Below are 21,259 nucleotides of genomic sequence, written 5' to 3'. Positions count from 1 at the left end.
CGACGGGGTGAACCTGCCCGGTGCCCTTCCGCTCTCGTGAGCGGGAGGGCACCGTCATGTGCGCTTCGCGCCGTCGGGGATGTCGCGGCCGTCAGCGTTCTCGCTGCGATGTCGCGCCGCGGTCGTCGCAACGAGCGCCCCGACTGTCAACCCGCTCTGGCCGGCCGATCGGGGTGCCGCCGTTCGCGCTGTTTCAGTTCCGCCTCACGATGAGGCGGAACTGGCATAGGCGTTCTCGACACACCTCCACGGCGTTGGATGACTCGCGGTCCCGAACTGCGCGCGCTCAGTCGTCGGAAGCGACGACGACGTGCACGGCGTTTCTGGTGCGATCGATGACCACGAATTCGTGGAAACCCAGTTCACCGGTCGTCGTCCCAGTCCTGATCGTCGGCCCATGATCGGATTCGTGCTTCAGCCTCGGTCGCTATGGTCCGTCGGAAGCTGTCTACGCGGATCGCCGAAGTGCGTCGTCTGCACCCACATGAACGTGTTCTTGTCGAGGTGCACGATCTTCGCACCGATGAGAGGCAACCCGTTCATACGCTCACGGTACGGCGTCGGCGGCACCCGACGTGAGCACGGCACGCAGCCTGCTCCGGCACTCCGCCACGAACTCGGGGAAGGTCTCCCAGTAGTACGGGATGCCCGACACCGCGACGCCGATCGCCCATGCCCGGGCGCGCCGCCACGTCGCCTCATCGAGCTGCGCCGCCTCGAAGTAGCCGTCGCGCGCCGGAGCCGGCAGGTCCCACACGGGCGCGTGCTCGGCGTCGGGGGCACCGATCGAGAGCGCGCCGAAGTCGATCACGGCGTGCAGCCGGCCGTCGCGCACGAGCAGGTTGCCGGGTCGCAGGTCGCCGTGCAGCCACACCGGACCGGCGGTCGAGTCGGGCATCTCGACCGCCTCACGCCACCACCGTTCGAGTGTGTCGATGTCGAGCTCGTCACCGACGAGCGGCCGGCAACCGTCGAAGTACTCGGCGATCCACTCGTCGGCGTCGCGCAGTCGGCCGCCCCGATACCAGCTGAGGTCGCCCGCACGGGTCGCGCCCATGAGGTCGATCGCGTGCAGCTCGCGCACGAATCCAGCGAGGTCGGTGCCGAACGCCGACCAGTCCGCGACGTTGTGCGCGTCGGGAACGGCCCCCTCGATCCAGCGCACGACCGCCCACCCGGCCGGGTACTCGGCGCTCGGCGATCCCGAGAATTCGGCCGACGGCACGCGAAGCGTCAGCCGCGGCGCCAGCCGCGGCACCCACTCCCGCTCCTTGCGCAGCGACGCCGCCTTCTCACTCGTCCGCGGCATCCGCACCAGCAGGTCGTCGCCCAGCCGGAACATGCGGTTGTCGGTACCGCCGCCGGCCTCGACGATCGGCAGGTCGGCCCACTCGGGGTGCTCGCGACGCAGCAGGTCGGCGACGAGTGCCTCGTCGATGTGGAGCTCGTCGTCGTGCAGGGGCATCCGCCCATTCTGCCGTCGACGGGCGGGTACGTCAGCGGCGCGGCGAGTACTTCGCCTGGATGATGCCGGTGTCGGAGGTCTGCGCGTCGAGCAGCGTCAGGCCGATCGGATGCGGCGTGCGCAACCGGTCCTCGGCGTTGCCGACGATGAACGGGTGGATGCCCGCATGCACCTCGTCGACGAGGTCGGCGTCGACGAGCGCGGCCGCGACGCCGCCGTAGCCGTGCGAGATGATCGAGTCGTACCGGTCGAGGAGGCCGCGCACGTACTCGGGCAGGTCGCCCTCGATGAGGGTGCAGTTCCAGTCGAGGGGGCCGGTGAGCGTCGTCGACGCGACGTACTTCGGCAGCGCGTTGTAGTGCGCGGCGAAGCCGCGTTCGTCGGTCTGCGCCGGCCAGTACTCGCGGAAGAACTCGTAGCTCTTGCGCCCGAGCAGCACGGCGTCGGCGCCGAACACGAGCTCGTCGCTCGCGCGCTGGAGCGCCGGGTCGTTCTCGTCGAACCAGTACTCCATCTGGTCGAAGACGCCGTCGAGGGTCATTTCGAAGGAGATCGTCACGTTGCCCATGCGCCCCAGCCTGCCCCGGTCACCCGTCGATGTCACGGACGATCGGCACGGGCGCCGTCGCCGAGACCGGCGTCGTCGTTCTTGAGGAACGCGAGCACCGCCGCGACCCGCCGGTGCACGCCCGTCTCGGGCAGCTGCAGCTTCGTGAAGATCGCGTTCACGTGCTTCTCGACGGTCGAGGTCGACAGGTACAGCGACTGCTCGATGCCGGCGTTCGTCTTGCCGGCGGCCATCTCGCGCAGCACGTCGAGCTCGCGCGCCGACAGTCGCGCGAGCGGGCTCGACGCCCCCGCGGCGCTGCGCCGGCGTACGAGGGTGTCGACGATCTGCGGGTCGATCACCGAGCCGCCGGCGCACACCTCGCGCAGCGCGTGCACGAGGTCCTCGAGGTCGCCGATGCGGTCCTTCAGCAGGTATCCGAGGCCCGCCGAGCCGTCGGCGAACAGGGCGAGCGCGTAGCTCTCGTCGGCGTGCTGCGAGAGCACGACCACCCCGGTCGACGGCGACGACGCCCGGATCGCGTGGGCCGCCTCGATCCCCTCCATGTGGTGGCCCGGCGGCATCCTGATGTCGGTCAGCACCGCGTCGGGCGACAGCCGGCGCACCGCGTCGAGCAGTTCGGTGCCGGTGCCGACCGAGGCGACGACCTCGACCTCGCCCGAGTCCTCGAGCAGGCGCCGCACCCCCTCGCGCACGAGGTAGTTGTCCTCGGCGATGACGACCCGCAGCACACCGGTCTCAGCCATCCGCGCCCGCTCCCCCGTCGATCGGCAGGTCCACGAGCACCGTCGTGCCCGCAGGCTCGCCCGCGGTGACACGCACGGTGCCCCGCAGCGCGGCGACCCGATCGCGCATGTTCGCGAGCCCGCCGTGCGGCACCGGCCCGGCCGCGTAGGGCGCGATGCCGCGCCCGTCGTCACTGATCGAGATCCGCAGGTGGCCGTTCGATCGTGCGAGCGACACCGTCGCGTGCCGCGCGTCGGCGTGCTTGGCGGTGTTCGCGAGCGCCTCGCGCACGACGTAGTACGCGGTGGTCTCGACGTCGTCGGGGTACCGTTCGGCGCGCACGGCGGCGTCGGCCTCGATCGAGAGCGGGATGGGGAACCGGGCGACACCCGATTCGACGGCGGCGACGAGCCCGTTGTCGCTCAGCACCGGCGGGTGGATGCCGCGGGCGAGCTCGCGCAGGTCGGTGAGCGTCTCTCGGGCCTGGTCCTGCAGCTCGGTGAGCTCGGCCGGGCTGAGCTCGCCGCGCTCGAGGCGGTTGCGCGCGAGCCGCAGGCCCGCGATCTGCGCGACGACGTTCTGCTGGATGCCGTCGTGCAGGTCGCGTTCGAGGCGGCGTCGCTCGTCGTCCTGCGCGGCCACGAGTCGCGCCCGCGAGGCGGTCAGCTCGTCGAGCTGCGCGGCGAGCTGCGCGGTGAGCCGCACGTTCGCCACGGCCGCCGCGGCCTGGCCGGACACGGTGCGCAGCAGTGCACGCTCGGCGTCGTTGTAGTCGCCGTGGTGGCGAGGCCCGACCTCGATGGCGCCGAGGGTCTCGTCGCCGCGCACGAGCTCGGCGGCGAGCGCCGGCGAGGCGGCTCCCCCGTCCTCGCCGGCGACACCGAGCGGTTCCGCGTCGAGCTCGCCGTCGCCCGACGCCAGCCGGATCCGCACCCACGAGGCATCCAGTCCGTCGCGCACGGCCTCGGCGAGGCGGTCGAGCAGTTCGCGCGGCTCGCCCGCCTCCTCGAGGCTCGCGCCGAGCTCGCTCAGCAGTTCGAGCTGCCGCTCGCGGTCGCCGAAGAGGCGGCGGTGGATCCAGCGCTGCATCCACGTGCGCACCGGCAGCAGCGCGATCGCGACGAGCGCGGTGACGAGCACCGCGGGCACGACGCGCAACCGGTCCGACAGCAGGATCGCCGGCGTCGCGACCGCGATGCCGTAGAAGACGGTGATGAGCAGGTTCGACGAGCGCACCACCGCCCGGCCCCGATCGCCCGGGGCGACGTCGAAGGCGCCGTAGCGGAAGATGCCGTGCACGGCGACGATCGGGATCGCGATGAGCGTCGCGTAGACGATGACCTCGCCGACGCCGGGCCAGGGCAGCACCGGCCACAGCAGGAACGCGGCCACCGAGGCGGCGATCGTGATCGCCATCACCCGCGTGCGGGCACGCACCTCGGGCGCCCCGAACAGCGCACGGGAGCCGAGCACCACGAGGGCCAGCGCGACCGCCGGCCACGACTGGAGGAACACGGCGTAGACGAACGGCGCCGCCCATTCGAGCCACGGCACCGCGTAGGGGTTCGGAATGCCCTCGCCCGAGACGCCGATGTAGGGCGACATGACGAGGTGCGGCGAGGTGATCAGGGTGAGCGGCCCGACGAGCATCGGCGTCCAGAGGAACGCGACCATGATGCGCTGCCACCGCCGCTCGGGCACGCCGTCGGGGAAGGTCGCGAAGACGATGAGGAACGCCGACGTCGCGGCGGCGTCGGCCGTCAGGCCGATCATGTTGAAGAGCGGGAACCACGGCTCGACCATGAGCTCCACGTTGCGCTGCACGAAGGTCTCGTACGCCGACCCGACGAGGATGGCCGTCGCCGCGAGCGCGATGAGCACCGCGGTGCGCGACCTCGACACGGTGAGCAGCCACAGGCCGAGCACGAACAGCGGCACCGCCCCGAGGATGGGCCAGGCGAGCCCGTGATCGGCGTCGGCCTCGACGAAGCCGCGCTGCACGACGATGTAGACGAGCGCGGCGACCCCGATCGGGCCGAGCGTCGCGAGACACACCCACCTGCGGTCCACGGTTCCATCGTCCTCCTGTCGGCCGGGCTTGGGGAGGGGGCCAGCCCCACCCCGCCGATTGCGGCGCGCCCCGATGCGGTGGACGGAGCGCCGCCACGAGGCATCCGGCCCGCCGCGTTCCGGCGCGCGGCCGGGTCCGCGAACGTCGTCGACGAGCGGATGCCCCGTCGGGCGCCGCACGAACAGGGAGCGACATCATGCGCAAGGTCTACTCGGCTCTGGCTTGGATCATCGCGGGCGGCGTGGTCGTGCAGGCCGCCGCCATCGCGTTCGCCTTCGGCGGGGTGCTCAATCGCGTGTCGAACGGCGACGTCGTCGACAAGGCGCTGCTCGAGAGCGGCGGTGCCGCCGGCACCGGCGAGCTCGGCTTCTGGATCCACGGGATCGTCGGCGGCGTGACGCTGCCGCTCGTCGCCCTCGCACTGCTCGTCGTCTCGTTCTTCGTGCGCGCCCGCGGCGCCCGGCTCTGGGCGGCGGTCACGCTCGCGCTCGTCGTGCTGCAGGTGACGCTCGGGTTCTCGATCACCGACGTGCCCTACCTCGGGCTCATCCACGGCGCGAACGCGCTCGCGATCGTCGCCGCCGCGGTGACCGCCGCGTTGCGCGTGCGGCGCACCGCGCGCGCCGATGCGCGTGCCGCAGGGACCGACGACGCAGCGTCTGCCGAGGGGGCGACGACCGATGCCGTCTCGGCGTGATCTCCTGCGATGCGCCGTCGTCGGCGTCGCGGTCGCGACCGCGCTCGGCGCCGGCGCACTCGCATGGAGTTCCACGCTGCTCGGCGAATACTCGGTGATGGACATGGGCGGCGAGGCCGGTGCGGGCGCCGACGGGCACGCCGGACACGGCGGCGCCGGCGGCGCGGCCGCCCCGTCGAGCCCCGGCACCGCGGTCGAGGTCGCCTCGCTCACCGCCGACCCCGACCGGGCGCCCGACGTGCGCGTCGAGCTCGTGGCCCGGCGCGGCACGGTCGAGGTGCCCGGCGGCCGGCCGGTCGAGGGCTACACGGTGAACGGCACGTCTCCGGGGCCGGAGATCCGCGCCCGGCAGGGCGACCTCGTCGAGGTCGTGTTCGTCAACGAGTCGGTCGACGGCGGCGCGACGCTGCACTGGCACGGCATCGACGTGCCGAACGCGGCCGACGGGGTCGCGGGCATCACGCAGGACGCGGAGCCGGTCGGCGGACGCTTCGTGTACCGCTTCGTCGCCGTCGACGCCGGCACCTACTGGTACCACTCGCATCAGCTGTCGCACGAGCAGGTCGTCGGCGGGCTGCTCGGCGCCGTCGTGATCGAACCGGCCGAGGGGCGGCCTGCGGCGACCGACGCCGTGCACGACGTCGTCGCGCTGCTCCACGTGTACGGCGGTCAGCACACGCTCAACGGCGCCGCCCGCGACGAACGCGTCGACGCGGCGCCCGGGTCGACCGTGCGCGTTCGCGTCGTCAACACCGACCAGGGCACGGCCTCGGTCTGGTCGGACTCCCCGCTCCGCGTCGTCGCGACCGACGGCCACGAGGTGAACCGCCCCGCCGAGTTCTCCGGGCAGCGCGTGCTCATCCCTGCGGGCGGGCGCGTCGACCTCACGGTGCGGGCACCGGCCGACGGCGGGCTCGTGCGACTGCACACCGGCGGCGCGCGCAGCCTGCTCATCGGCGACGCCCGGGCGCCGGAGGCATCCGCCCCGCCCGTGCCGCAGCCCTCGGCGACGCTCGACCTGCTCGCCTACGGCGAGCCGGCTCCGCTCGGCTTCGACCCGGCGAACCCCGACCGGTCGTTCGAGTACGCGATCGCACGCCGTTTCGGCATCATCGACGGCCGCCCCGGCAACTTCTGGACGATCAACGGGCGCATGTTCCCCGACGTGCCGATGTTCGACGTCACCGAGGGCGACGTCGTGGTCATGCACGTGCGCAACGACTCGGGCGACGTGCACCCGATGCACCTGCACGGGCACCACGTCGTCGTGCTGTCGCGCGACGGCGTCGCGGCGTCGGGCAGCCCGTGGATCGTCGACTCGCTCGACGTGCGCCCCGGCGAGCGCTACGACGTCGCGTTCGTCGCCGACAACCCGGGCATCTGGAGCGACCACTGCCACAACCTCCCGCACGCCGTCGACGGGCTCGTCGCCCACCTCATGTACGAGGGCGTCACGACCCCGTTCACGATCAACGGCGCGGCGGGCAATCGGCCGGAGTGAGCTCTCGCGCGCCTCGGAACTGCCCGGGAAGTTCTCGTTCGAGCTCTGCCGGTTCCGCCTCACGATGAGGCGGAACCGGCAGAGCTCGTCCGGACGACACTACGGGGCCGGCGGCCGCAATGGCCGGTCGCGCGGAATCCCCTTACAGCGCCCCGGTGGCGGGCTTCTCGACGACCCGCCCGTCGCCCTCGAACACGAGCAGGCGGTCGGCGAGCTTGTCGACGAAGAACCGGTCGTGCGACACGACGACGACCGCGCCCGGGAAGTGCGTGAGCGCCCGCTCCATCACCTGCGTCGAGGTGATGTCGAGGTGGTTCGTCGGCTCGTCGAGCACGATCACCGCCGCGCCCGAGAGCAGGCACTGCGCGATCGCGACGCGCGCCTTCTGCCCGCCCGAGAGGTTGCCGATCTTCTGCTGCAGGTCGGCCTCCGAGAACTGCAGCATCGCGAGGAACCTGCCGACGCTCTTCTTCGTCGCGGTGAACGCGAGCGAGTCGGGGTAGGCGTTCACGGCGTGCCCGACGGTGTCGGTGAGGTCGAGCTCGGCGTACACCCGGTTGTACGACACGAACCTCGCGCCCTTCGCCCAGCGCACCGAGCCGGCGTCGGCCGCGGCATCCCCGGTCAGCACGTCGAGCAGGGTCGACTTGCCCGACCCGTTCGAGCCGATGATCGCGACCCGGTCGCCGCGCTGCAAGTCGAACGAGACGCCTTCGAACAACGGCGCACCGCCGAAGCCCTTCGCGAGCCCCGTCACGGTGAGCAGGTCGTTCGAGACCTTGAGCCCGTCGTAGATCGACGTGATGATCTGGTCGATCGGGCGCGGCGCCTGCCGCTTCTTGATGTCGGCGAGGCGGCGCGCGACCGCGTTCGACGGGTTGCGTGCGGCCTCGCGACGGGCGGTGGCGGCGGCCTGCTCGTAGGCGAGCAGCTCCTCTTCGTGGGCGAACTGCTTCTCGAGCATCTTCAGGCGCGACTGCTTCGCGTGCACGTACGCCGAGTAGTCGCCCTCGTACTCCTGCAGGCGGTAGTTCTCGATCTCGATGATACGGTCGACCACGCCGTCGAGGAACTGCCGGTCGTGCGACACGACGAGCACGGCGCCGGCGAAGCCCTGCAGCCAGTTCTCGATCCACTTGACGCCGTCGAGGTCGAGGAAGTTGGTGGGCTCGTCGAGCAGCAGCACGTCGGGCGCCTGCACGAGGATCTGCGCGAGCGCCGCCCGATTGCGCCATCCGCCCGAGAGCCGGTCGACGGGCAGGGCACGGCGCTCGTCGTCGAAGCCGAGCCGCGTGAGCACGGTGTCGATCGTGGTCTCGTAGGTCCAGCCGCCGATGTGGTCCATGCGCTCGAAGAGCTCGCCCTGCTCGGTGAGCAGGCGCGTCATCTCGTCGTCGGCCATGGGCTCGGCGAGCGCGAGCCCGATCTCGTCGAGGCGGGCCTGGGTCTCGTGCACGTCGGCGAAGTGCGCGCTCAGCGTCTGCGCGATCGACTGCTCGCCGTCGAGCTCCGAGAACTGCGAGAAGTACCCGATCGTGGTGCCGAGCGTGACGTCGCGGGTGCCGCTCGACGGTTCGCGTCGGCCGAGCACGACCTCGAGCAGGCTCGACTTGCCCGTGCCGTTCTTGCCGATGAGCCCGACCCGGTCGCCCTGCTTGAGCTTGAGGAACGCCTCCTTCAGCACGGGCCGCCCGTCGAACTCGATGCTCACGTCGTTCAGGCGGATCAGGCTCACGTGGGTCCTCGGTTTCGGGGTGGGGTGCGTTGCGCGCGGTGCGATGAGGTGGCGAGACGGATGCCTCGAGCCGGCGACGAGTCTACCGACGAGGTCCTGCGCAAGGGATGGCGGCCTCTTCGCGGAACGGCCGTCGCATGGCGTCGCGTCTTCCGGCGGCGCTCGCCCTGAGGCCGACCGACGCGCTCACGTCGCGCGAGGATCGGGCAGCGCCGTCTCGCCGAGCGCCCGCAGCGCGGTCAGGGTCGCATGCCCGGCCGCGAGCAGTGCGGCGTCCGAGCGCGGGTCGTCGACGTGCGCGAGGTCGGCGACGGTGAGACGCACGCCGCCCTCACCCGCCTCGGTCGCCGTCGTCTGCACGATGCCGAACTCGGCGAGCGTGGCGCTCTGCGGAGTGAGCTCCCCGGCGGTCGCCAGGTTCGGGACGTTCAGGTTCAGCACGGTTCCCGGCGGCGCGGCGACGAGCTCGTGCAGCAACCGTCGCGCCACGCTCGCCGCGGCATCCCACTCATGGGTATCGGGATGCAGGCCCACGTCGAGCGAGACCGCGAGCCCGCGCGCGCCGTTCGAGCCGCCCGTGAGCGCGGCGCCGACGGTGCCCGAGTGCAGGATGGCGTGCCCGATGTTCGCGCCGCGGTTGACCCCTGAGAGCACGACGTCGGGCACGGCGCCGAACGCGCCGTGCGCGGCGATGAGCGCGATCAGGGCCGGTGCGGCCTGCACCGCCCAGCACGGCACGTCGAGGCCGTCGACCTCGCGCCGCTCCATGCGGATGCGACCCTCGCGGTCGGCGCCCAGGATGGCGGCGCTCGAGCCGCTCGACTCGGCGGCCGGACCGGCGACGAACACGTCGAGCCCCTCGGCGACCGCCGCGGCGGCGAGCGCGTGCAGTCCCGGCGAGTCGATGCCGTCGTCGTTCGTCACGAGCACGGTCGTCATGGCTCGTCGACCTCCGTGCGCGCGGCGAGGTCGTCGAGGGTGACGACGGCCGCGTCGTCGCCGATCGGATGCACCGTCATGCGGTCGCGCAACCGCCGGATGGCCTCGGCGTCGCCCGTGCCGAGCCCGTGCCGCGCGACATTGAGCGCCCCCGCCGCCGCGGCGAGGCGGGCCGCCTCGGGCACCGGGTCGCCGTCGATCAGCGCCGAGACGAGCGCCGCGACGAACGAGTCGCCTGCGCCTCGCACGTCGAGCTCCTCGAGTTTCGGGCCCGTGACGGTGAAGGCCTCGTCGCCGTCGAGCACGAGGGTCGCGTCGCCGGCCCGCGTGATCACGACGGCCTCGGCCCCGGCGTCGCGGATCCGTCGCGCGGCGTCGATGAGCTCGTCGGCGGCATCGCCCGACACCTGCCCTTCATCGCGCAGCTCGCTCTCGCTGACCTTGACGAGTCGCACGCCGCCCTCGAGCGCTGCGGCGAGGCGGTCGCCCGCGAGGTCGACCACGGCCGTGCGGCCCGCCGCCCGGAGGTCGGCCGCGAGCCGGCGGTAGACGTCGTCGGGGAGCACCTCCTCGTCGGCGGGCCCGCTCAGCAGCACGATGCCGGCGGTCATCGACTCTCGCAGCACGAGCGTGTAGAGCTCGTCGAGGTCGTGCCGCGAGATCGGGTCGCCGGGCAGTTCGGCGACGACCGACCGCTCGCCCTCGCGCCGGTCGTGCACGTACGCAGCGCCCTTGCCCTCGCGCATGACGGCGTGCAGTTCGATGCCGTCGGCGGCGAGCAGGTCGCGGGCGATCCCGCCCGCCTCGCCGGCGAACGAGGCGACCATGGCGACGCTGCGGCCGAGGGTGCGCAGCATGCGCGCCTGCCAGACTCCCTGCCCCCCGGCGTGGATGTGCAGGTCGGCTCCGCCCGAATCGTCGCTCTCGACGGTGACGGTGAGCAGCGGCGCGGGCGCGAAGACGAGTACGTCGGCCATCGGTCTCCCCTCTCGTGCGACGGTACGCCTCCCATCGGCCCCTGCCCAGCGGGTTCCCCTCGCGAGGCCGACCGCCTATCATCGCGCGAATGCGAGGATCGAACCCATGCCCGCCTCGACACCGACCCCGACGCCCGTGCCGATCGACCTCGACGACTGGCCGCGCCGCCAGACGTTCGAGCACTACCGCCACCGGGTTCCGTGCACCTACGCGATGACGGTCGAGCTCGACGTCACGGCGTTCGTCGCCGCGGTGCGCGCATCGTCGCGCAAGACCTATCCGGCGCAGATCTGGGCGATCGCGAACGTCGTCAACCGGCATCCCGAGTTCCGCATGACGCTCACCGACGACGGCGCGCCCGCGACCTGGCCGGTCGTGCACCCGGCCTTCACCGTGTTCAACCCCGCGCGCGAGACGTTCGCCGCGGTCTCGGTGCCGTACGACCCCGACTTCGAGCGGTTCCACGAGACGGCCGTCGAGGTGCTCGCGACCGCGGCGACGGCCACCGACATGTTCCCGCAGGGCGGCCTGCCGGTGAACGGGTTCGACGTGTCGAGCATCCCGTGGACGAGCTTCAGCGGGTTCGCGCTGCAGATCGACGGCGGCTCGAACCACTTCGCACCGATCTTCACCCTCGGCCGATACGTCGAGCGCGACGGGCGCACCCTGCTGCCCGTCGCGGTGCAGATCCACCACGCGTCGGCCGACGGGTTCCACACGGCACGCCTCGTCGGCGAGCTCGAGCGGCTCCTCGCCGACCCGTCGTGGGTCGACGGCTGAGCCGGCGGTTCACGAGGGGTCGAACGCGATCCGCGGCTCGAGTCCGAGATAACCGGCATAGCGCTCGGCCGCGTCGTCGATCGCGTCGCGCTCGTGCGCCGCGAGCGCACGATGCGGCCGCAGCGAGAACGTGACCGCCTTCGCCGTGACGGTGCGCTTCATCGCGGCGACGAGCTGCGCGTCGACGAGCGCCATGCCGATCGCCGTCTCGCGCTCGCGCGGCACCACGCCCTCGCCGTCGAGCACCCACCGCGAGTCCTGGTACCCGCGGTACATCTCGTCGAGCACCTGCAGCAGGTGGCCCGCGGGCTCGGCCGCCTCGGTCGGCGCTGCGCCCGGCGCGTGCCAGAAGGTGCGCCCGTCGTGCTCGAACGACTCGAGCCTGCCGGCGACCGCCGCGATGCCGCGACGGGCGTCGGTCACCGTGAGCGTCGCCCAGTAGGCGAGGTCGCGCTCGGTCGCCGGCCCGTGCGCGGTGCAGTAGCGCAGCGCGAGCTCGGCGAGCGCCTCGTCGCGGTCGAACGGCCGCGCCGCCGGCACCCGCTCGCTCATGAGGGCGTAGGTGTGCTCGCCGTCGCGCGGCACCCCGCTGCAGACGTGTCCCAGCATCTCGAGCCGCCCGACAAGCAGCATGAGCTGCTGCCCCGTCAGTTCGAACCCGCGATCGGCGAGGGCCGCACCCAGTTCGGCACGGGTGCGGTCGGATGCCGCGCCCAGCGTCGCCTCGACGGCGTCGCCGATCGCCGTCAGGTGCTCGGCGAGCGGCTTCAGCTGCTGGTCGAACACCGGCAGCACGCGGGGCGCGGTGAGTTCGGTGAGCCACCGCACGTCGTCGGCGTGCACGTAGTGCCAGGTCGGCCGCAGCACGTGGGTGCGGATGATGCGTCCGGCCGCGAGCGCCCCGGCGAGGTCGGCCGCGTCGGGCATCGTCGTGCGGGTCGCGACCGCCCATGCCGACTGCGACGGGTTCTCGGCCTGCACCGCGAGCAGCGACCGCACGACCTGCTCGGCGTCGTCGAGGGGCGCCGTGAGCGACTGCGACCGCAGCCGCCAGCGGGCGAGGTCACGATCGGCGATCATGCTCCGAGCCTAGGGCGATCCGCCGTCACGGGTTCGGACGACCGCGCACGGGCTCGGCCCGCGCAGCCCGCGCGGCGCGCCGTCAGGCCCACCCCGCCAGGTGCGGAACCTGCTCGACGACGAGCACCCCGGCGAGCACGATCATCGCGGCCCCCGACACCCGCGAGACGACCTTCATCGCCGACGGGCGCAGCCGCAGCACGGCCCGGGCGCCCAGCCCGACCACGCTGTAGACGAGGGCGCAGCAGCCGACGAAGATGAGGCCGAGCACGGCGAGCTGCACCGGGACGGGCCAGGTGCCCGAGGCATCCGTGAACTGCGGCAGCAGCACGACGAGCACGAGCAGGCCCTTCGGATTGAGCCCGCTGACGCCGGCACCCTGCGCGAGGCGCAGCCATGGCCGGTCGGATGCCGCCACCGGCGCCGCGCCGGCCGCTTCGGCCCCACCTCGGGCCGCTTCCGCACCCGCTGCGACGGCGACGACCGGCGGATCGCGCAGCACCCGCACGCCGAGGTGCACGAGGTACGCGGCCGCGGTGAACGTCAGCACGACGATGATCCACGGCACCGCCGCGACCGCGGCACCGACGCCGACCGCGACGGCGGCGACCACGGCGACGTACCCGAGCAGCACGCCGACGAGCGGCGGCACGATGCTGCGGCCGCTCGTGCCCGCGGCGATCAGGTACGCCCAGTCGGGCCCGGGCAGCAGCACCATGAGCGTCATCATGACCGAGCACGCGAGCAGCAGTTGCACGTCCATGGGGCCCCCTTCGTTCCGGCAACTCGACGGTAGGCGAATCGCGTTGGAAGCCGCTGCCGTATTCACGCCCGAGAAGCGCCTGCCGTGGAAGAATCCACCCCATGGACGCCATCGATCGGAAAATCCTTGCCGAACTGCAGCAGGACGGCCGGCTGAGCCTCACCGAGCTCGCCGAGCGGGTGCAGCTCAGCATGTCGCCGACGCACCGTCGGCTGCGCGCGCTCGAGGAGTCCGGCGCGATCACCGGCTACCGGGCGGTCATCGATGCCGAGCGCGTCGGCCTGGGCTTCGGCGCGCTCGTCTTCGTCACCATGGAGCAGGCCAACCGCGCGACGGTGCCGGCATTCGATGCCGCCGTCGCCGAGATCCCCGAGGTCATCCAGGCGCTGCGCCTCTTCGGCGACCCCGACTACCTGCTGCGCGTCGCGGTGCCCGATCTCGCGGCGTACCAGCGCCTGTGGGACGAACGCCTCTCGGCCCTGCCCGGCGTGCGCCGGGTCGCCTCGACCCTCGTGATGAAGACGATCGTCGACGATCGCCCGCTGCCGGTCTGAGGCGGCAGAGCCGGGACGACGCTGCCTGACGGGGTCGTCTGGGACGCTTGACTGGGACGAGTGACCCACAATACGCTGCGTGCCAACGAGCAAGGAGGCTCATATGGCGCACCACGTTCACTCGAGATCCGCCGCAACACCGCTCGCCGACCGTCGGCGACGAAGCTCCATCCGCTCCATCCTCGGCATCGCCGCGATCGGCGCTCTGCTCCCCTCCCTCCCCGTCGCCCCGGCATCCGCCGCCGAGAACTGGTGGGACGCCCCGAACCGGCCCGCCGTCGACGTCGAGCTCAACGTCGACGGGGCACCGATCACCGGCGCCCCCGGCGGCGAGGTACTGGGTTTCATCGACTCGCACACGCACCTCAACTCGAACGAGGGCTTCGGCGGCCGCATGATCTGCGGCGCACCGTTCTCGCCGAACGGCGTCGCCGACGCGCTGAAGGACTGCCCCGAGCACTACCCCGACGGCAGCGGCGCCCTCTTCGAGAACCTCACGAGCGACCCCGACGGGCACCACGACCCGGTCGGCTGGCCGACGTTCACCGACTGGCCGAAGACCACTTCGATGAGCCACCAGGCCTCGTACTACGCCTGGATCGAGCGCTCGTGGCGCGCCGGACAGCGGGTGCTCGTCAACGACCTCGTCACGAACGGGGTGATCTGCTCGCTGCCGATCATGCCGAAGGACCGCGGGTGCGACGAGATGGACGCGATCCGCCTCGAGGCGCAGAAGGTGCGCGAGATGGAGTCGTACATCGACGGCATCTACGGCGGCCCCGGCAAGGGCTTCTTCCGCATCGTGACGACGCCCGACCAGGCGCGCGAGGTCATCGCGAGCGGGCGGCTCGCCGTCGTGCTCGGCGTCGAGATGAGCGAGCCGTTCGGCTGCAAGATGATCCTCGACGTGGCGCAGTGCTCGAAGGCCGACATCGACCGCGGGCTCGACGAGTTCACGGCCATGGGCGTGAGCAGCATGTTCCTCTGCCACAAGTTCGACAACGCGCTCTGCGGCGTGCGATTCGACACCGGCACGCAGGGCACGATCATCAACGTCGGCCAGTTCTACTCGACCGGCACCTACTGGCAGACCGAGGCCTGCACGGGTGCGGCGCACGACAACCCGATCGGCAACGCCGAGGTGCCCGAGGAGCTGCCCGGCGCCGACCCGCCGACCTACCCGTCGGGCGCGCAGTGCAACACCCGCGGGCTCACGTCGCTCGGCGAGTACGCCCTGCGGGCGGCGATGTCGCGCAACATGATGATCGAGCTCGACCACATGAGCGTGAAGGCCGCCGGACGCGCCCTCGACATCCTCGAGGCCGAGGACTACCCGGGCGTGCTGTCGAGCCACAGCTGGATGGACGACACCTGGACCGAGCGCCTCTACCGGCTGGGCGGCTTCAAGACGGGCTACCCGCACGCGGCCGAGGGCTTCCTCGGCGAGTGGCGCGCGAGCGCCGCGCTGCGCGAGCAGTACGGCAAGGGCTACGGATTCGGCCTCGACTTCAACGGCGTCGGCAGCCACCCGGCGGGCGGCACCGCGCCCGTGACCGTCTCGTACCCGTTCACCGCGGCCGACGGCCGCACGACCGTCGACCGGCAGGTGAGCGGCGAGCGCACGTTCGACATCAACACCGACGGGTTCGCCCACTCGGGCCTCACGCCCGACTACATCGAGCAGCTGCGGCTCGCCGGCGGCGGCCAGGCCATCGTCGACGACCTCATGTCGGGCGCCGAGTCGTACCTGCAGACGTGGCAGGCGACGCTCGACCACGAGAGCACGCAGAACCTCGCGACCGGCAAGGCGGCGTACGCGAGCTCGAGCGAGTGGAACCCGTTCACGAGCTATGCACCCGGCCGGGCGGTCGACGGCAAGTCGAACACCCGCTGGGCGAGCGGCAACTGGGGGGTCGACCCGCAGTGGCTGCGCATCGACCTCGGCGACTCGCAGCCCATCAGCCGCGTCACCGTCAACTGGGAGCGCTCAGCTGCGAAGAAGTTCGCGGTGCAGCTCTCGGACGACCGCGAGACCTGGCGCACGGTGTGGTCGACGACGACGGGCGACGGCGGCCTCGACACGGCGTCGTTCGCGCCCACGAGCGCGCGGTACGTGCGCGTGCTCTGCACCGAGCGCACCACCGACTACGGCTACTCGATCTGGGAGGTCGGCGTCTACGGCGGCTGAGCCGCCGCCTCGCTCCGGCCGTCGTCCGCCATCGGGCGGGCGGCGGCCCGGCCGCGTTCTCAGCGCCAGCCCGGATGCCTCGGCCGGAAGCCGTTCGTAGGCTCGCAACCATGAACGCCGACCCGCCGGCGACGTCGCCGGGCGCCGCCGCCGCGCACACGTACCTGTTCGCCCTCGCCGACGGCGGTGGCACCGTGCCCGTCGAGCTCGGCGTCGTGCGCCGGCTCGTCGAGCGCGGTCACCGGGTCACGGCGGTCGTCGACGAGAGCATGCTCGACGCGGCACGACGCACCGGCGCCGACGTGGGCACGTGGAGCGCGCGACCCGAGGGCGTCTACCGCGACTGGGAGATCCGCAATCCACTGGGCCTGGCCCGCGGCATGGCCGAGCACTACCTCAGCGGGCCCGCGGCCGGGCAGGCGGCCGACACGGTCGCGGCGATCGACGTCGTGCTCCCCGATCTCGTCGTGACGACGTTCTTCACGATCGGCGCGATGATCGGCGCCGAGGCCCGAGGTGTGCCGTTCGACGTGCTCATGCCGAACATCTACATCGCACCGGCACCGGGACGCCCGCCCGGCGGCGCGGGGATGAAGCCGATGCGCGGGGCACTGGGCGCCCTGCGCGACGGGGTGGCCTCGACCGGCACGACGCGGTTGCTCGACCGGTACACGCTCGCGCCGCTCAACGAGGTTCGCGCGGCGCACGGACTCGGCCCGATCACCTCGACCTGGCGGCAGGTGCACCGCGCTCGGCGCGAGCTCGTGCTGACCTCGGCCGACTTCGACTTCGCCGGCGGGTTCGGCGAGAACGTGCGATACGTCGGCCCCGTGCTCGACGACCCGTCGTGGGCGACCGACGACGACTGGACCCCGCCGCCCGGTGACGACCCGCTCGTGCTCGTCGCGATGTCATCGACGTTCCAGAACCAGGCCGACTGCCTCCGGCGCATCGTCGAGGCACTCGGCACCCTGCCGGTGCGCGGCCTCGTCACGACCGGGCCTGCGATCGAGCCCGAGGAGCTGCACGCCCCGGCCGAATTCGCCGTCGAGGCATCCGCCCCGCACCGCGAGGCCATGCGGCACGCGACCGTCGTCGTGACCCACGGCGGGCACGGCACCGTCATGAAGGCGCTCGCCGCCGGCCGCCCGCTCGTCATCCTGCATCACGGCCGCGACCAGGTCGACAACGCCGTACGGGTCACGGAGCGCGGCGCAGGCATCGCCGTGCCGCGGCAGGCGTCTGCGGCCCGCATCGCCGATGCGGTGGCCGAGGTGCTCGGCGACGACCGCTACCGGGTCGCCGCCGAGCGGCTGGGCGCGTCGATCAGGCGGGATGCCGCGAGCGGAGCACTGCTCGACGAGCTCGAACGGCTCGACGCGGCGGGCGCGAGCACCGGCACGAGCACCGGGTCGGTCGGCACCTGATCCGCCGGCGCGGCACGCACGCCGCGGCGCGGACTCAGCGCCCGAACAGGCGCGCGAAGAATCCGGTCGAGGGCTCGTTCTCGTGGCCCGCGCAGCGCTGGTCGCGCGGCACGCCGCGCATGACCTGGTCGACGTGCTGGCCGCAGCCGGCCCAGGTCGTCTTGCCGCACTTGCGACACGTCACGGCACTGCACATGGGGATTCCTCCAGGGGTTCGGGTGAGGGTCGGGCGAACTGCTCGCGACCCACTCGAAACAATACCCCGGGGGTATCTGTGAAGACGCGGTGAACGCCTACAGCCCCTCCGCGATCTCCTTGATCGCCACCAGGCGACGCTCCCACTCACGACCGACGGCGTCGAGCCGGGCCGCAGTGGCACTGAGCTCCGACCCGAGCACGCGGTAGCGCACCTCGCGGCCGACCCGCACGGCCTCGACGAGACCGACCTCCTGCAGCACCGCGAGGTGCTTCGCGATCGCCTGTCGCGAGACGGGCAGGCGCCCGGCGAGGGCCGATGCCGAGGCATCGCCCTCGCCGAGCGCTGCGAGGATGCTCCAGCGCGTCTCGTCGCCGAGCGCCGCGAACACGGGAACCAGCGTCGCAGTGCTCATGCGTCGCCCTCGAGCAGGGCGACGAGCTTGTCGAGCTCCGAGACCCAGCCCTCGGCGTGGTCGGCCATGTTCGCGGCCGGGTTGCTCGTGCGATCGAACCCGGTCTCGACGACCGTGAGCTCGGTGCCGCCGTCGACCTCTCCGAGCGTGAACGTGAACACCGTCGTGACCATCTCGTCGAGCAGGTCGCCGGCACGGCGGACTGCGTCGTCGTTCGACCACCGGTACGACACCGAGCGCGGGGCGTCGATCGCCTCCACGCGGATCGGGATCGTGCCGTACCCCTCGAACGTCATCGTGCCCGACGCTCCGGGCCCGGTGCCGTCGAGCACCGTCTGCCCGAACCACCGCGAGATGTGCTCGGGCTCGGTGACGGCACGCCACACCTTCTCGACGGGTGCGGCGATGCGGATCGTGCGGCGCACGACGAAGGCGTCTTCCTCGATGATCGATGCTCCGTTTTCGGTCATGCTCACCATGATCGCGTTCCTTTCACCTGCTGTGGTGGATGTCTCGGCGATCGGTCGATCACCTGCAACCTGATAGTTGCATTAATCGGGAGCAAGCGCAACCCTTCGGTTGCATCCGAGTTCACCCGACCCGCAGCACCACGCTCCCCCGCTTGTGCCCGCCGTCGACGTGGCGATGCGCCTCGACGATCTCGTCGAACCCGTAGGTGCGGTCGATGACCGGGCGCAGCGCGCCCGACGCCGCGAGCGCGGCGAGCCGCTCCATGCCCTCGGCACCCATGCGCCCGCCCTCGTGATCGACGACGAGTCCGCTGCGGCGCGACTGCCGCTTCGCGGCGAGCAGTCCGCGCAGGTCGAGGATCACGAGCATCAGCGCCCCGCCGGGCCGCAGCAGGGGCGCGACCCTCGCGAACGGGGCGTTGCCGACGCACTCGACGATGACGTCGTAGCGCGCCCGCTCGCCCGGAGCGGCGAAGTCCTCGCGCGTGTAGTCGACGACGCGGCCGGCGCCGAGCGAGCGCACGAGCTCGGCATTGCGCCCGCTCGTGACCGCGGTCACCCGCGCGCCGCGCGAGGCGGCGAGCTGCACGACCGCGGTGCCGACCGCACCGGCGGCCCCGTTGACGAGCACGTCGGTGCCCGGCTCGATCGACACCCGGTCGAGGTAGCGCACGGCGGTGTGGCCGCCGAACACGATCGCGGCGGCCTCGTCGAACGAGAGGTTCGCGGGCTTGGCGGCCACCTCGCCGTCGGCGGCGATCGTGACGTACTCGGCATGGCAGCCCATGCGCGAACCCCGCATCACGATCACCTCGTCGCCCGGCGCGAATCGCGTGACCTCGCTGCCGACGGATTCGACCACGCCCGCGGCCTCCATGCCGAGCACGTGCCGCCTGGGCCGGAACAGCCCGACCGTCGGCGCGACCATGAGGCCGAACCCGCGTGGCAGCCGCCGGCTGCGCAGTCGCTGGTCGGCGACGCTCACGGTCGTGGCGCGCACCCGCACGAGCAGCTCGCCCGGCCCCGGTACCGGCTTGGGCAGTCGCACCTCGCGCACGACCTCGGGCGGACCGAAGCGATCGAGGTACGCGGCGCGCATGGTCGCGGCCCCCGTCGCGGCGGCGGGCTCCGCCGTGGACTCCCCGGACTTCGGTGCGATCGACATCATCGTCTCCCTTACGTTGTAAGTCTTACGACGTAAGATACACCGGTCGGGCCCGCGCGTCCAGACCCGCCTCCCGACCACCTGACGTTGTACGGTGAGACCATGGCCGGCACCACCACGCGCACTCCGCTCAGCCGCGACCGCGTGCTGCAGACGGCGATGGGCATCGCCGATCGCGACGGCATCGAAGCGCTGACCATGCGAGCCCTCGCCGACGAGCTCGGCGTCGAGGCGATGTCGATCTACTACCACCTGCCCAACAAGAACGCGATCCTCGACGGCCTCGTCGAGCAGGTCTTCGCCGAGATCGAGTCGGAGGTCGGCGGCTTCTCCCCGCCGTCGACGGATGCCGCGACCTGGACCACGACGCTCCGCGAGCGCGTCCTCGGCGCGAGGAGGGTGCTGCTGCGGCATCCCTGGGCACCCGGCATCATGAACGCGCGCGGCACGCCCGGACTGCTCGCCGTCCGCTATGCCGACGGCATCGTCGGCATCATGCGCGACGGCGGGTTGTCGCACGACCTCATCCACCACGGGCTGCATGCGATCGGCAGCCGCATGTACGGCTTCGTGCAGGAGCTCAACGACGACAACGCGGCGGAACCGCCCGCCGATCCGGCGGAGTTCGCCGCGCTCGCCCCGCACCTCGCCGCCATGCTCGCCGACGTCGTGCACGACGACCCCGACTCGACCCTCGGCTGGTGCGACGACCAGACCGAGTTCGAGTTCGGGCTCGACCTCCTGCTCGAGGGCCTCGAGCGTCGTCGCGCGGCCGAGCAGCGCCGACCGTGACGCGGGCGCCCGAACGCACCCGCCCGTCGATCGCGAAACAGGTCGTCTGGGCCGTACTCGCCGTCGGCGTCGGCGTTCCGCTCTGCATCGCTACGTGGATCGGGCTCGTGCTGCTCGGCGACCGGCTCGGCTGGACCCTCACCGCGGACGAGCTCTTCGCGTGGATCGCAGCCGCCCTCGTCGCGCTCGTGCTCTGGCCGATCGCCGTGTACGGTTCGCAGCGCCAGGTCTGGCACCGCCGCGGCCGGCGGCCGGGCGAGCCGGTGCGGTGGGGCGCCGAGCCGACCGCGCCCGTGCCGAAGACGCGCCTGACGACCGGTGAGAGCTGGGGTCGCGCGGCGATCCTCGCGCTCGGCGCGGCGAGCCTGCTCGCGATCTGCGGGCCGCAGCAGGTGACGCTCGCGCTGCTCGGCGCGCTCGACGCCGCGAGCGCGGGCGCACGCTCGTGGTGGCTCGCGCTGCAGTTCGGCGCATTCCTCCTCATGTCGGCGCTCGTCGTGCCCGTGCTCTGGTTCACCGACCGGGGTCTGCGCCGACGCGCGCCCGACGATCCCGAGCGCACGCGTCTCAAGATCGTGCAGGCCTGGTACCTCGGCGCGGCCGTCGCATGGGTCGTGTGCGCCGTGCTCGGCTTCGGATTCGGGCTCATGATCCTGCGGTACCTGTAGCGCACCGACCGGCTCGTACCCGAGGCATCCCCGGTTCCGCGCAGCGGCCGACCGGCGTAACGTGGCCGCCGGAAGCGAAGG

22 protein-coding genes are annotated in these 21,259 nt (G+C 72.3%); 8 read left to right on the top strand and 14 right to left on the bottom strand.

Annotated features, from left to right (window positions below):
• Positions 1-414 precede the first annotated feature (414 nt).
• From AC3RJ6_RS05800 to AC3RJ6_RS05780, 5 genes are read right to left on the bottom strand one after another with little or no spacing between them, the layout of a single operon-like run.
• The gene (locus tag AC3RJ6_RS05800; protein WP_491425951.1) at positions 415-543 is read right to left on the bottom strand and encodes a hypothetical protein; all 129 of its coding nucleotides are present in this window, start codon (positions 541-543) and stop codon (positions 415-417) included.
• 4 nt (positions 544-547) lie between these two features.
• A complete protein-coding gene (locus AC3RJ6_RS05795; protein ID WP_491425949.1) occupies positions 548-1,465 on the bottom strand; it encodes an aminoglycoside phosphotransferase family protein in 918 nt (305 codons plus the stop codon).
• A 31-nt stretch (positions 1,466-1,496) separates the two neighbouring features.
• Positions 1,497-2,033, bottom strand: coding sequence for a dihydrofolate reductase family protein (locus AC3RJ6_RS05790; RefSeq protein WP_491425948.1), 537 nt, complete (start codon positions 2,031-2,033; stop codon positions 1,497-1,499).
• 32 nt (positions 2,034-2,065) lie between these two features.
• On the bottom strand, positions 2,066-2,779 hold the full coding sequence (locus AC3RJ6_RS05785; protein ID WP_491425947.1) for a response regulator: 714 nt from the start codon (positions 2,777-2,779) through the stop codon (positions 2,066-2,068).
• Positions 2,772-4,829: an ATP-binding protein gene (locus AC3RJ6_RS05780; RefSeq protein ID WP_491425946.1), complete on the bottom strand. Its 2,058-nt coding sequence runs from the start codon at positions 4,827-4,829 to the stop codon at positions 2,772-2,774. The genes AC3RJ6_RS05785 and AC3RJ6_RS05780 overlap by 8 nt, the downstream gene beginning before the upstream one ends.
• 197 nt (positions 4,830-5,026) lie before the next feature.
• Between AC3RJ6_RS05780 and AC3RJ6_RS05775 the strand changes: the two genes are divergently transcribed.
• On the top strand, positions 5,027-5,527 hold the full coding sequence (locus tag AC3RJ6_RS05775; RefSeq protein WP_491425945.1) for a hypothetical protein: 501 nt from the start codon (positions 5,027-5,029) through the stop codon (positions 5,525-5,527).
• On the top strand, positions 5,511-7,028 hold the full coding sequence (locus tag AC3RJ6_RS05770) for a multicopper oxidase family protein (protein WP_491425944.1): 1,518 nt from the start codon (positions 5,511-5,513) through the stop codon (positions 7,026-7,028). The genes AC3RJ6_RS05775 and AC3RJ6_RS05770 overlap by 17 nt, the downstream gene beginning before the upstream one ends.
• A 142-nt stretch (positions 7,029-7,170) precedes the next feature.
• Here the strand turns inward: AC3RJ6_RS05770 and AC3RJ6_RS05765 are convergent, their stop codons facing one another.
• The 3 genes from AC3RJ6_RS05765 to AC3RJ6_RS05755 all read right to left on the bottom strand — a co-directional run bounded on the left by AC3RJ6_RS05765 (position 7,171) and on the right by AC3RJ6_RS05755 (position 10,679).
• Positions 7,171-8,763 (bottom strand): ABC-F family ATP-binding cassette domain-containing protein, encoded by a 1,593-nt coding sequence (locus tag AC3RJ6_RS05765; RefSeq protein WP_491425943.1) that lies wholly within the window; start codon positions 8,761-8,763, stop codon positions 7,171-7,173.
• Positions 8,764-8,949: 186 nt separating this feature from the next.
• Complete coding sequence (gene surE, locus AC3RJ6_RS05760; protein ID WP_491425942.1) at positions 8,950-9,702, bottom strand: 5'/3'-nucleotidase SurE; 753 nt, start codon at positions 9,700-9,702, stop codon at positions 8,950-8,952.
• Positions 9,699-10,679: a PfkB family carbohydrate kinase gene (locus AC3RJ6_RS05755; RefSeq protein WP_491425941.1), complete on the bottom strand. Its 981-nt coding sequence runs from the start codon at positions 10,677-10,679 to the stop codon at positions 9,699-9,701. The genes surE and AC3RJ6_RS05755 overlap by 4 nt, the downstream gene beginning before the upstream one ends.
• 106 nt (positions 10,680-10,785) lie before the next feature.
• Here AC3RJ6_RS05755 and AC3RJ6_RS05750 point away from each other — a divergent pair, with 106 nt between their 5' ends.
• On the top strand, positions 10,786-11,460 hold the full coding sequence (locus tag AC3RJ6_RS05750; protein WP_491425940.1) for a CatA-like O-acetyltransferase: 675 nt from the start codon (positions 10,786-10,788) through the stop codon (positions 11,458-11,460).
• 9 nt (positions 11,461-11,469) lie between these two features.
• On the opposite strand, the gene AC3RJ6_RS05745 is transcribed toward AC3RJ6_RS05750, so the two are convergent.
• Both AC3RJ6_RS05745 and AC3RJ6_RS05740 read right to left on the bottom strand, forming a co-directional pair.
• The gene (locus AC3RJ6_RS05745) at positions 11,470-12,540 is read right to left on the bottom strand and encodes a winged helix DNA-binding domain-containing protein (protein ID WP_491425939.1); all 1,071 of its coding nucleotides are present in this window, start codon (positions 12,538-12,540) and stop codon (positions 11,470-11,472) included.
• Between the two features lie 82 nt (positions 12,541-12,622).
• Positions 12,623-13,303, bottom strand: a complete 681-nt coding sequence (locus AC3RJ6_RS05740) for a LysE family translocator (RefSeq protein WP_491425938.1) — start codon at positions 13,301-13,303, stop codon at positions 12,623-12,625.
• 101 nt (positions 13,304-13,404) lie between these two features.
• On the opposite strand from AC3RJ6_RS05740, the gene AC3RJ6_RS05735 reads away from it, so the two are divergent.
• From AC3RJ6_RS05735 to AC3RJ6_RS05725, 3 genes are all read left to right on the top strand, one after another.
• Positions 13,405-13,857 (top strand): Lrp/AsnC family transcriptional regulator, encoded by a 453-nt coding sequence (locus AC3RJ6_RS05735; protein WP_491425937.1) that lies wholly within the window; start codon positions 13,405-13,407, stop codon positions 13,855-13,857.
• Positions 13,858-13,960: 103 nt separating this feature from the next.
• Entirely contained in the window at positions 13,961-16,045 is a 2,085-nt protein-coding gene (locus AC3RJ6_RS05730; protein WP_491425935.1) for a galactose-binding domain-containing protein, read from the top strand.
• Between the two features lie 110 nt (positions 16,046-16,155).
• On the top strand, positions 16,156-17,472 hold the full coding sequence (locus tag AC3RJ6_RS05725; RefSeq protein ID WP_491425934.1) for a nucleotide disphospho-sugar-binding domain-containing protein: 1,317 nt from the start codon (positions 16,156-16,158) through the stop codon (positions 17,470-17,472).
• Positions 17,473-17,506: 34 nt separating this feature from the next.
• Here the strand turns inward: AC3RJ6_RS05725 and AC3RJ6_RS05720 are convergent, their stop codons facing one another.
• From AC3RJ6_RS05720 to AC3RJ6_RS05705, 4 genes are all read right to left on the bottom strand, one after another.
• Positions 17,507-17,668 carry a DUF8730 family Cys-rich protein gene (locus tag AC3RJ6_RS05720; RefSeq protein WP_491425932.1) on the bottom strand — a complete coding sequence of 54 codons (162 nt, stop codon included), beginning with the start codon at positions 17,666-17,668 and terminating at the stop codon, positions 17,507-17,509.
• Between the two features lie 97 nt (positions 17,669-17,765).
• Positions 17,766-18,083: an ArsR/SmtB family transcription factor gene (locus AC3RJ6_RS05715; protein WP_491425931.1), complete on the bottom strand. Its 318-nt coding sequence runs from the start codon at positions 18,081-18,083 to the stop codon at positions 17,766-17,768.
• Positions 18,080-18,553 carry an SRPBCC domain-containing protein gene (locus tag AC3RJ6_RS05710; protein ID WP_491425930.1) on the bottom strand — a complete coding sequence of 158 codons (474 nt, stop codon included), beginning with the start codon at positions 18,551-18,553 and terminating at the stop codon, positions 18,080-18,082. The genes AC3RJ6_RS05715 and AC3RJ6_RS05710 overlap by 4 nt, the downstream gene beginning before the upstream one ends.
• A gap of 121 nt (positions 18,554-18,674) precedes the next feature.
• Positions 18,675-19,718 (bottom strand): NAD(P)-dependent alcohol dehydrogenase, encoded by a 1,044-nt coding sequence (locus AC3RJ6_RS05705; protein ID WP_491425929.1) that lies wholly within the window; start codon positions 19,716-19,718, stop codon positions 18,675-18,677.
• Positions 19,719-19,820: 102 nt separating this feature from the next.
• Here AC3RJ6_RS05705 and AC3RJ6_RS05700 point away from each other — a divergent pair, with 102 nt between their 5' ends.
• Entirely contained in the window at positions 19,821-20,510 is a 690-nt protein-coding gene (locus AC3RJ6_RS05700) for a TetR/AcrR family transcriptional regulator (protein WP_491425928.1), read from the top strand.
• The gene (locus tag AC3RJ6_RS05695) at positions 20,507-21,178 is read left to right on the top strand and encodes a hypothetical protein (protein ID WP_491425927.1); all 672 of its coding nucleotides are present in this window, start codon (positions 20,507-20,509) and stop codon (positions 21,176-21,178) included. The genes AC3RJ6_RS05700 and AC3RJ6_RS05695 overlap by 4 nt, the downstream gene beginning before the upstream one ends.
• The last annotated feature ends 81 nt before the right edge of the window (positions 21,179-21,259 follow it).

Source organism: Agromyces cucurbitae, assembly GCF_058349945.1.
The sequence above is the reverse complement of the archived record's forward strand: the minus strand, read 5'-3'. Positions and strand labels throughout refer to the sequence as shown.

Bases quoted from the DNA above. Each gene is read 5' to 3' on its own strand.
- AC3RJ6_RS05800 (WP_491425951.1), bottom strand. From the start codon at position 543: ATGAACGGGTTGCCTCTCATCGGTGCGAAGATCGTGCACCTCGACAAG.
- AC3RJ6_RS05795 (WP_491425949.1), bottom strand. From the start codon at position 1,465: ATGCCCCTGCACGACGACGAGCTCCACATCGACGAGGCACTCGTCGCC.
- AC3RJ6_RS05790 (WP_491425948.1), bottom strand. From the start codon at position 2,033: ATGGGCAACGTGACGATCTCCTTCGAAATGACCCTCGACGGCGTCTTC.
- AC3RJ6_RS05785 (WP_491425947.1), bottom strand. From the start codon at position 2,779: ATGGCTGAGACCGGTGTGCTGCGGGTCGTCATCGCCGAGGACAACTAC.
- AC3RJ6_RS05775 (WP_491425945.1), top strand. From the start codon at position 5,027: ATGCGCAAGGTCTACTCGGCTCTGGCTTGGATCATCGCGGGCGGCGTG.
- AC3RJ6_RS05770 (WP_491425944.1), top strand. From the start codon at position 5,511: ATGCCGTCTCGGCGTGATCTCCTGCGATGCGCCGTCGTCGGCGTCGCG.
- surE (WP_491425942.1), bottom strand. From the start codon at position 9,702: ATGACGACCGTGCTCGTGACGAACGACGACGGCATCGACTCGCCGGGA.
- AC3RJ6_RS05755 (WP_491425941.1), bottom strand. From the start codon at position 10,679: ATGGCCGACGTACTCGTCTTCGCGCCCGCGCCGCTGCTCACCGTCACC.
- AC3RJ6_RS05750 (WP_491425940.1), top strand. From the start codon at position 10,786: ATGCCCGCCTCGACACCGACCCCGACGCCCGTGCCGATCGACCTCGAC.
- AC3RJ6_RS05745 (WP_491425939.1), bottom strand. From the start codon at position 12,540: ATGATCGCCGATCGTGACCTCGCCCGCTGGCGGCTGCGGTCGCAGTCG.
- AC3RJ6_RS05740 (WP_491425938.1), bottom strand. From the start codon at position 13,303: ATGGACGTGCAACTGCTGCTCGCGTGCTCGGTCATGATGACGCTCATG.
- AC3RJ6_RS05735 (WP_491425937.1), top strand. From the start codon at position 13,405: ATGGACGCCATCGATCGGAAAATCCTTGCCGAACTGCAGCAGGACGGC.
- AC3RJ6_RS05730 (WP_491425935.1), top strand. From the start codon at position 13,961: ATGGCGCACCACGTTCACTCGAGATCCGCCGCAACACCGCTCGCCGAC.
- AC3RJ6_RS05725 (WP_491425934.1), top strand. From the start codon at position 16,156: ATGAACGCCGACCCGCCGGCGACGTCGCCGGGCGCCGCCGCCGCGCAC.
- AC3RJ6_RS05720 (WP_491425932.1), bottom strand. From the start codon at position 17,668: ATGTGCAGTGCCGTGACGTGTCGCAAGTGCGGCAAGACGACCTGGGCC.
- AC3RJ6_RS05715 (WP_491425931.1), bottom strand. From the start codon at position 18,083: ATGAGCACTGCGACGCTGGTTCCCGTGTTCGCGGCGCTCGGCGACGAG.
- AC3RJ6_RS05710 (WP_491425930.1), bottom strand. From the start codon at position 18,553: ATGACCGAAAACGGAGCATCGATCATCGAGGAAGACGCCTTCGTCGTG.
- AC3RJ6_RS05705 (WP_491425929.1), bottom strand. From the start codon at position 19,718: ATGTCGATCGCACCGAAGTCCGGGGAGTCCACGGCGGAGCCCGCCGCC.
- AC3RJ6_RS05700 (WP_491425928.1), top strand. From the start codon at position 19,821: ATGGCCGGCACCACCACGCGCACTCCGCTCAGCCGCGACCGCGTGCTG.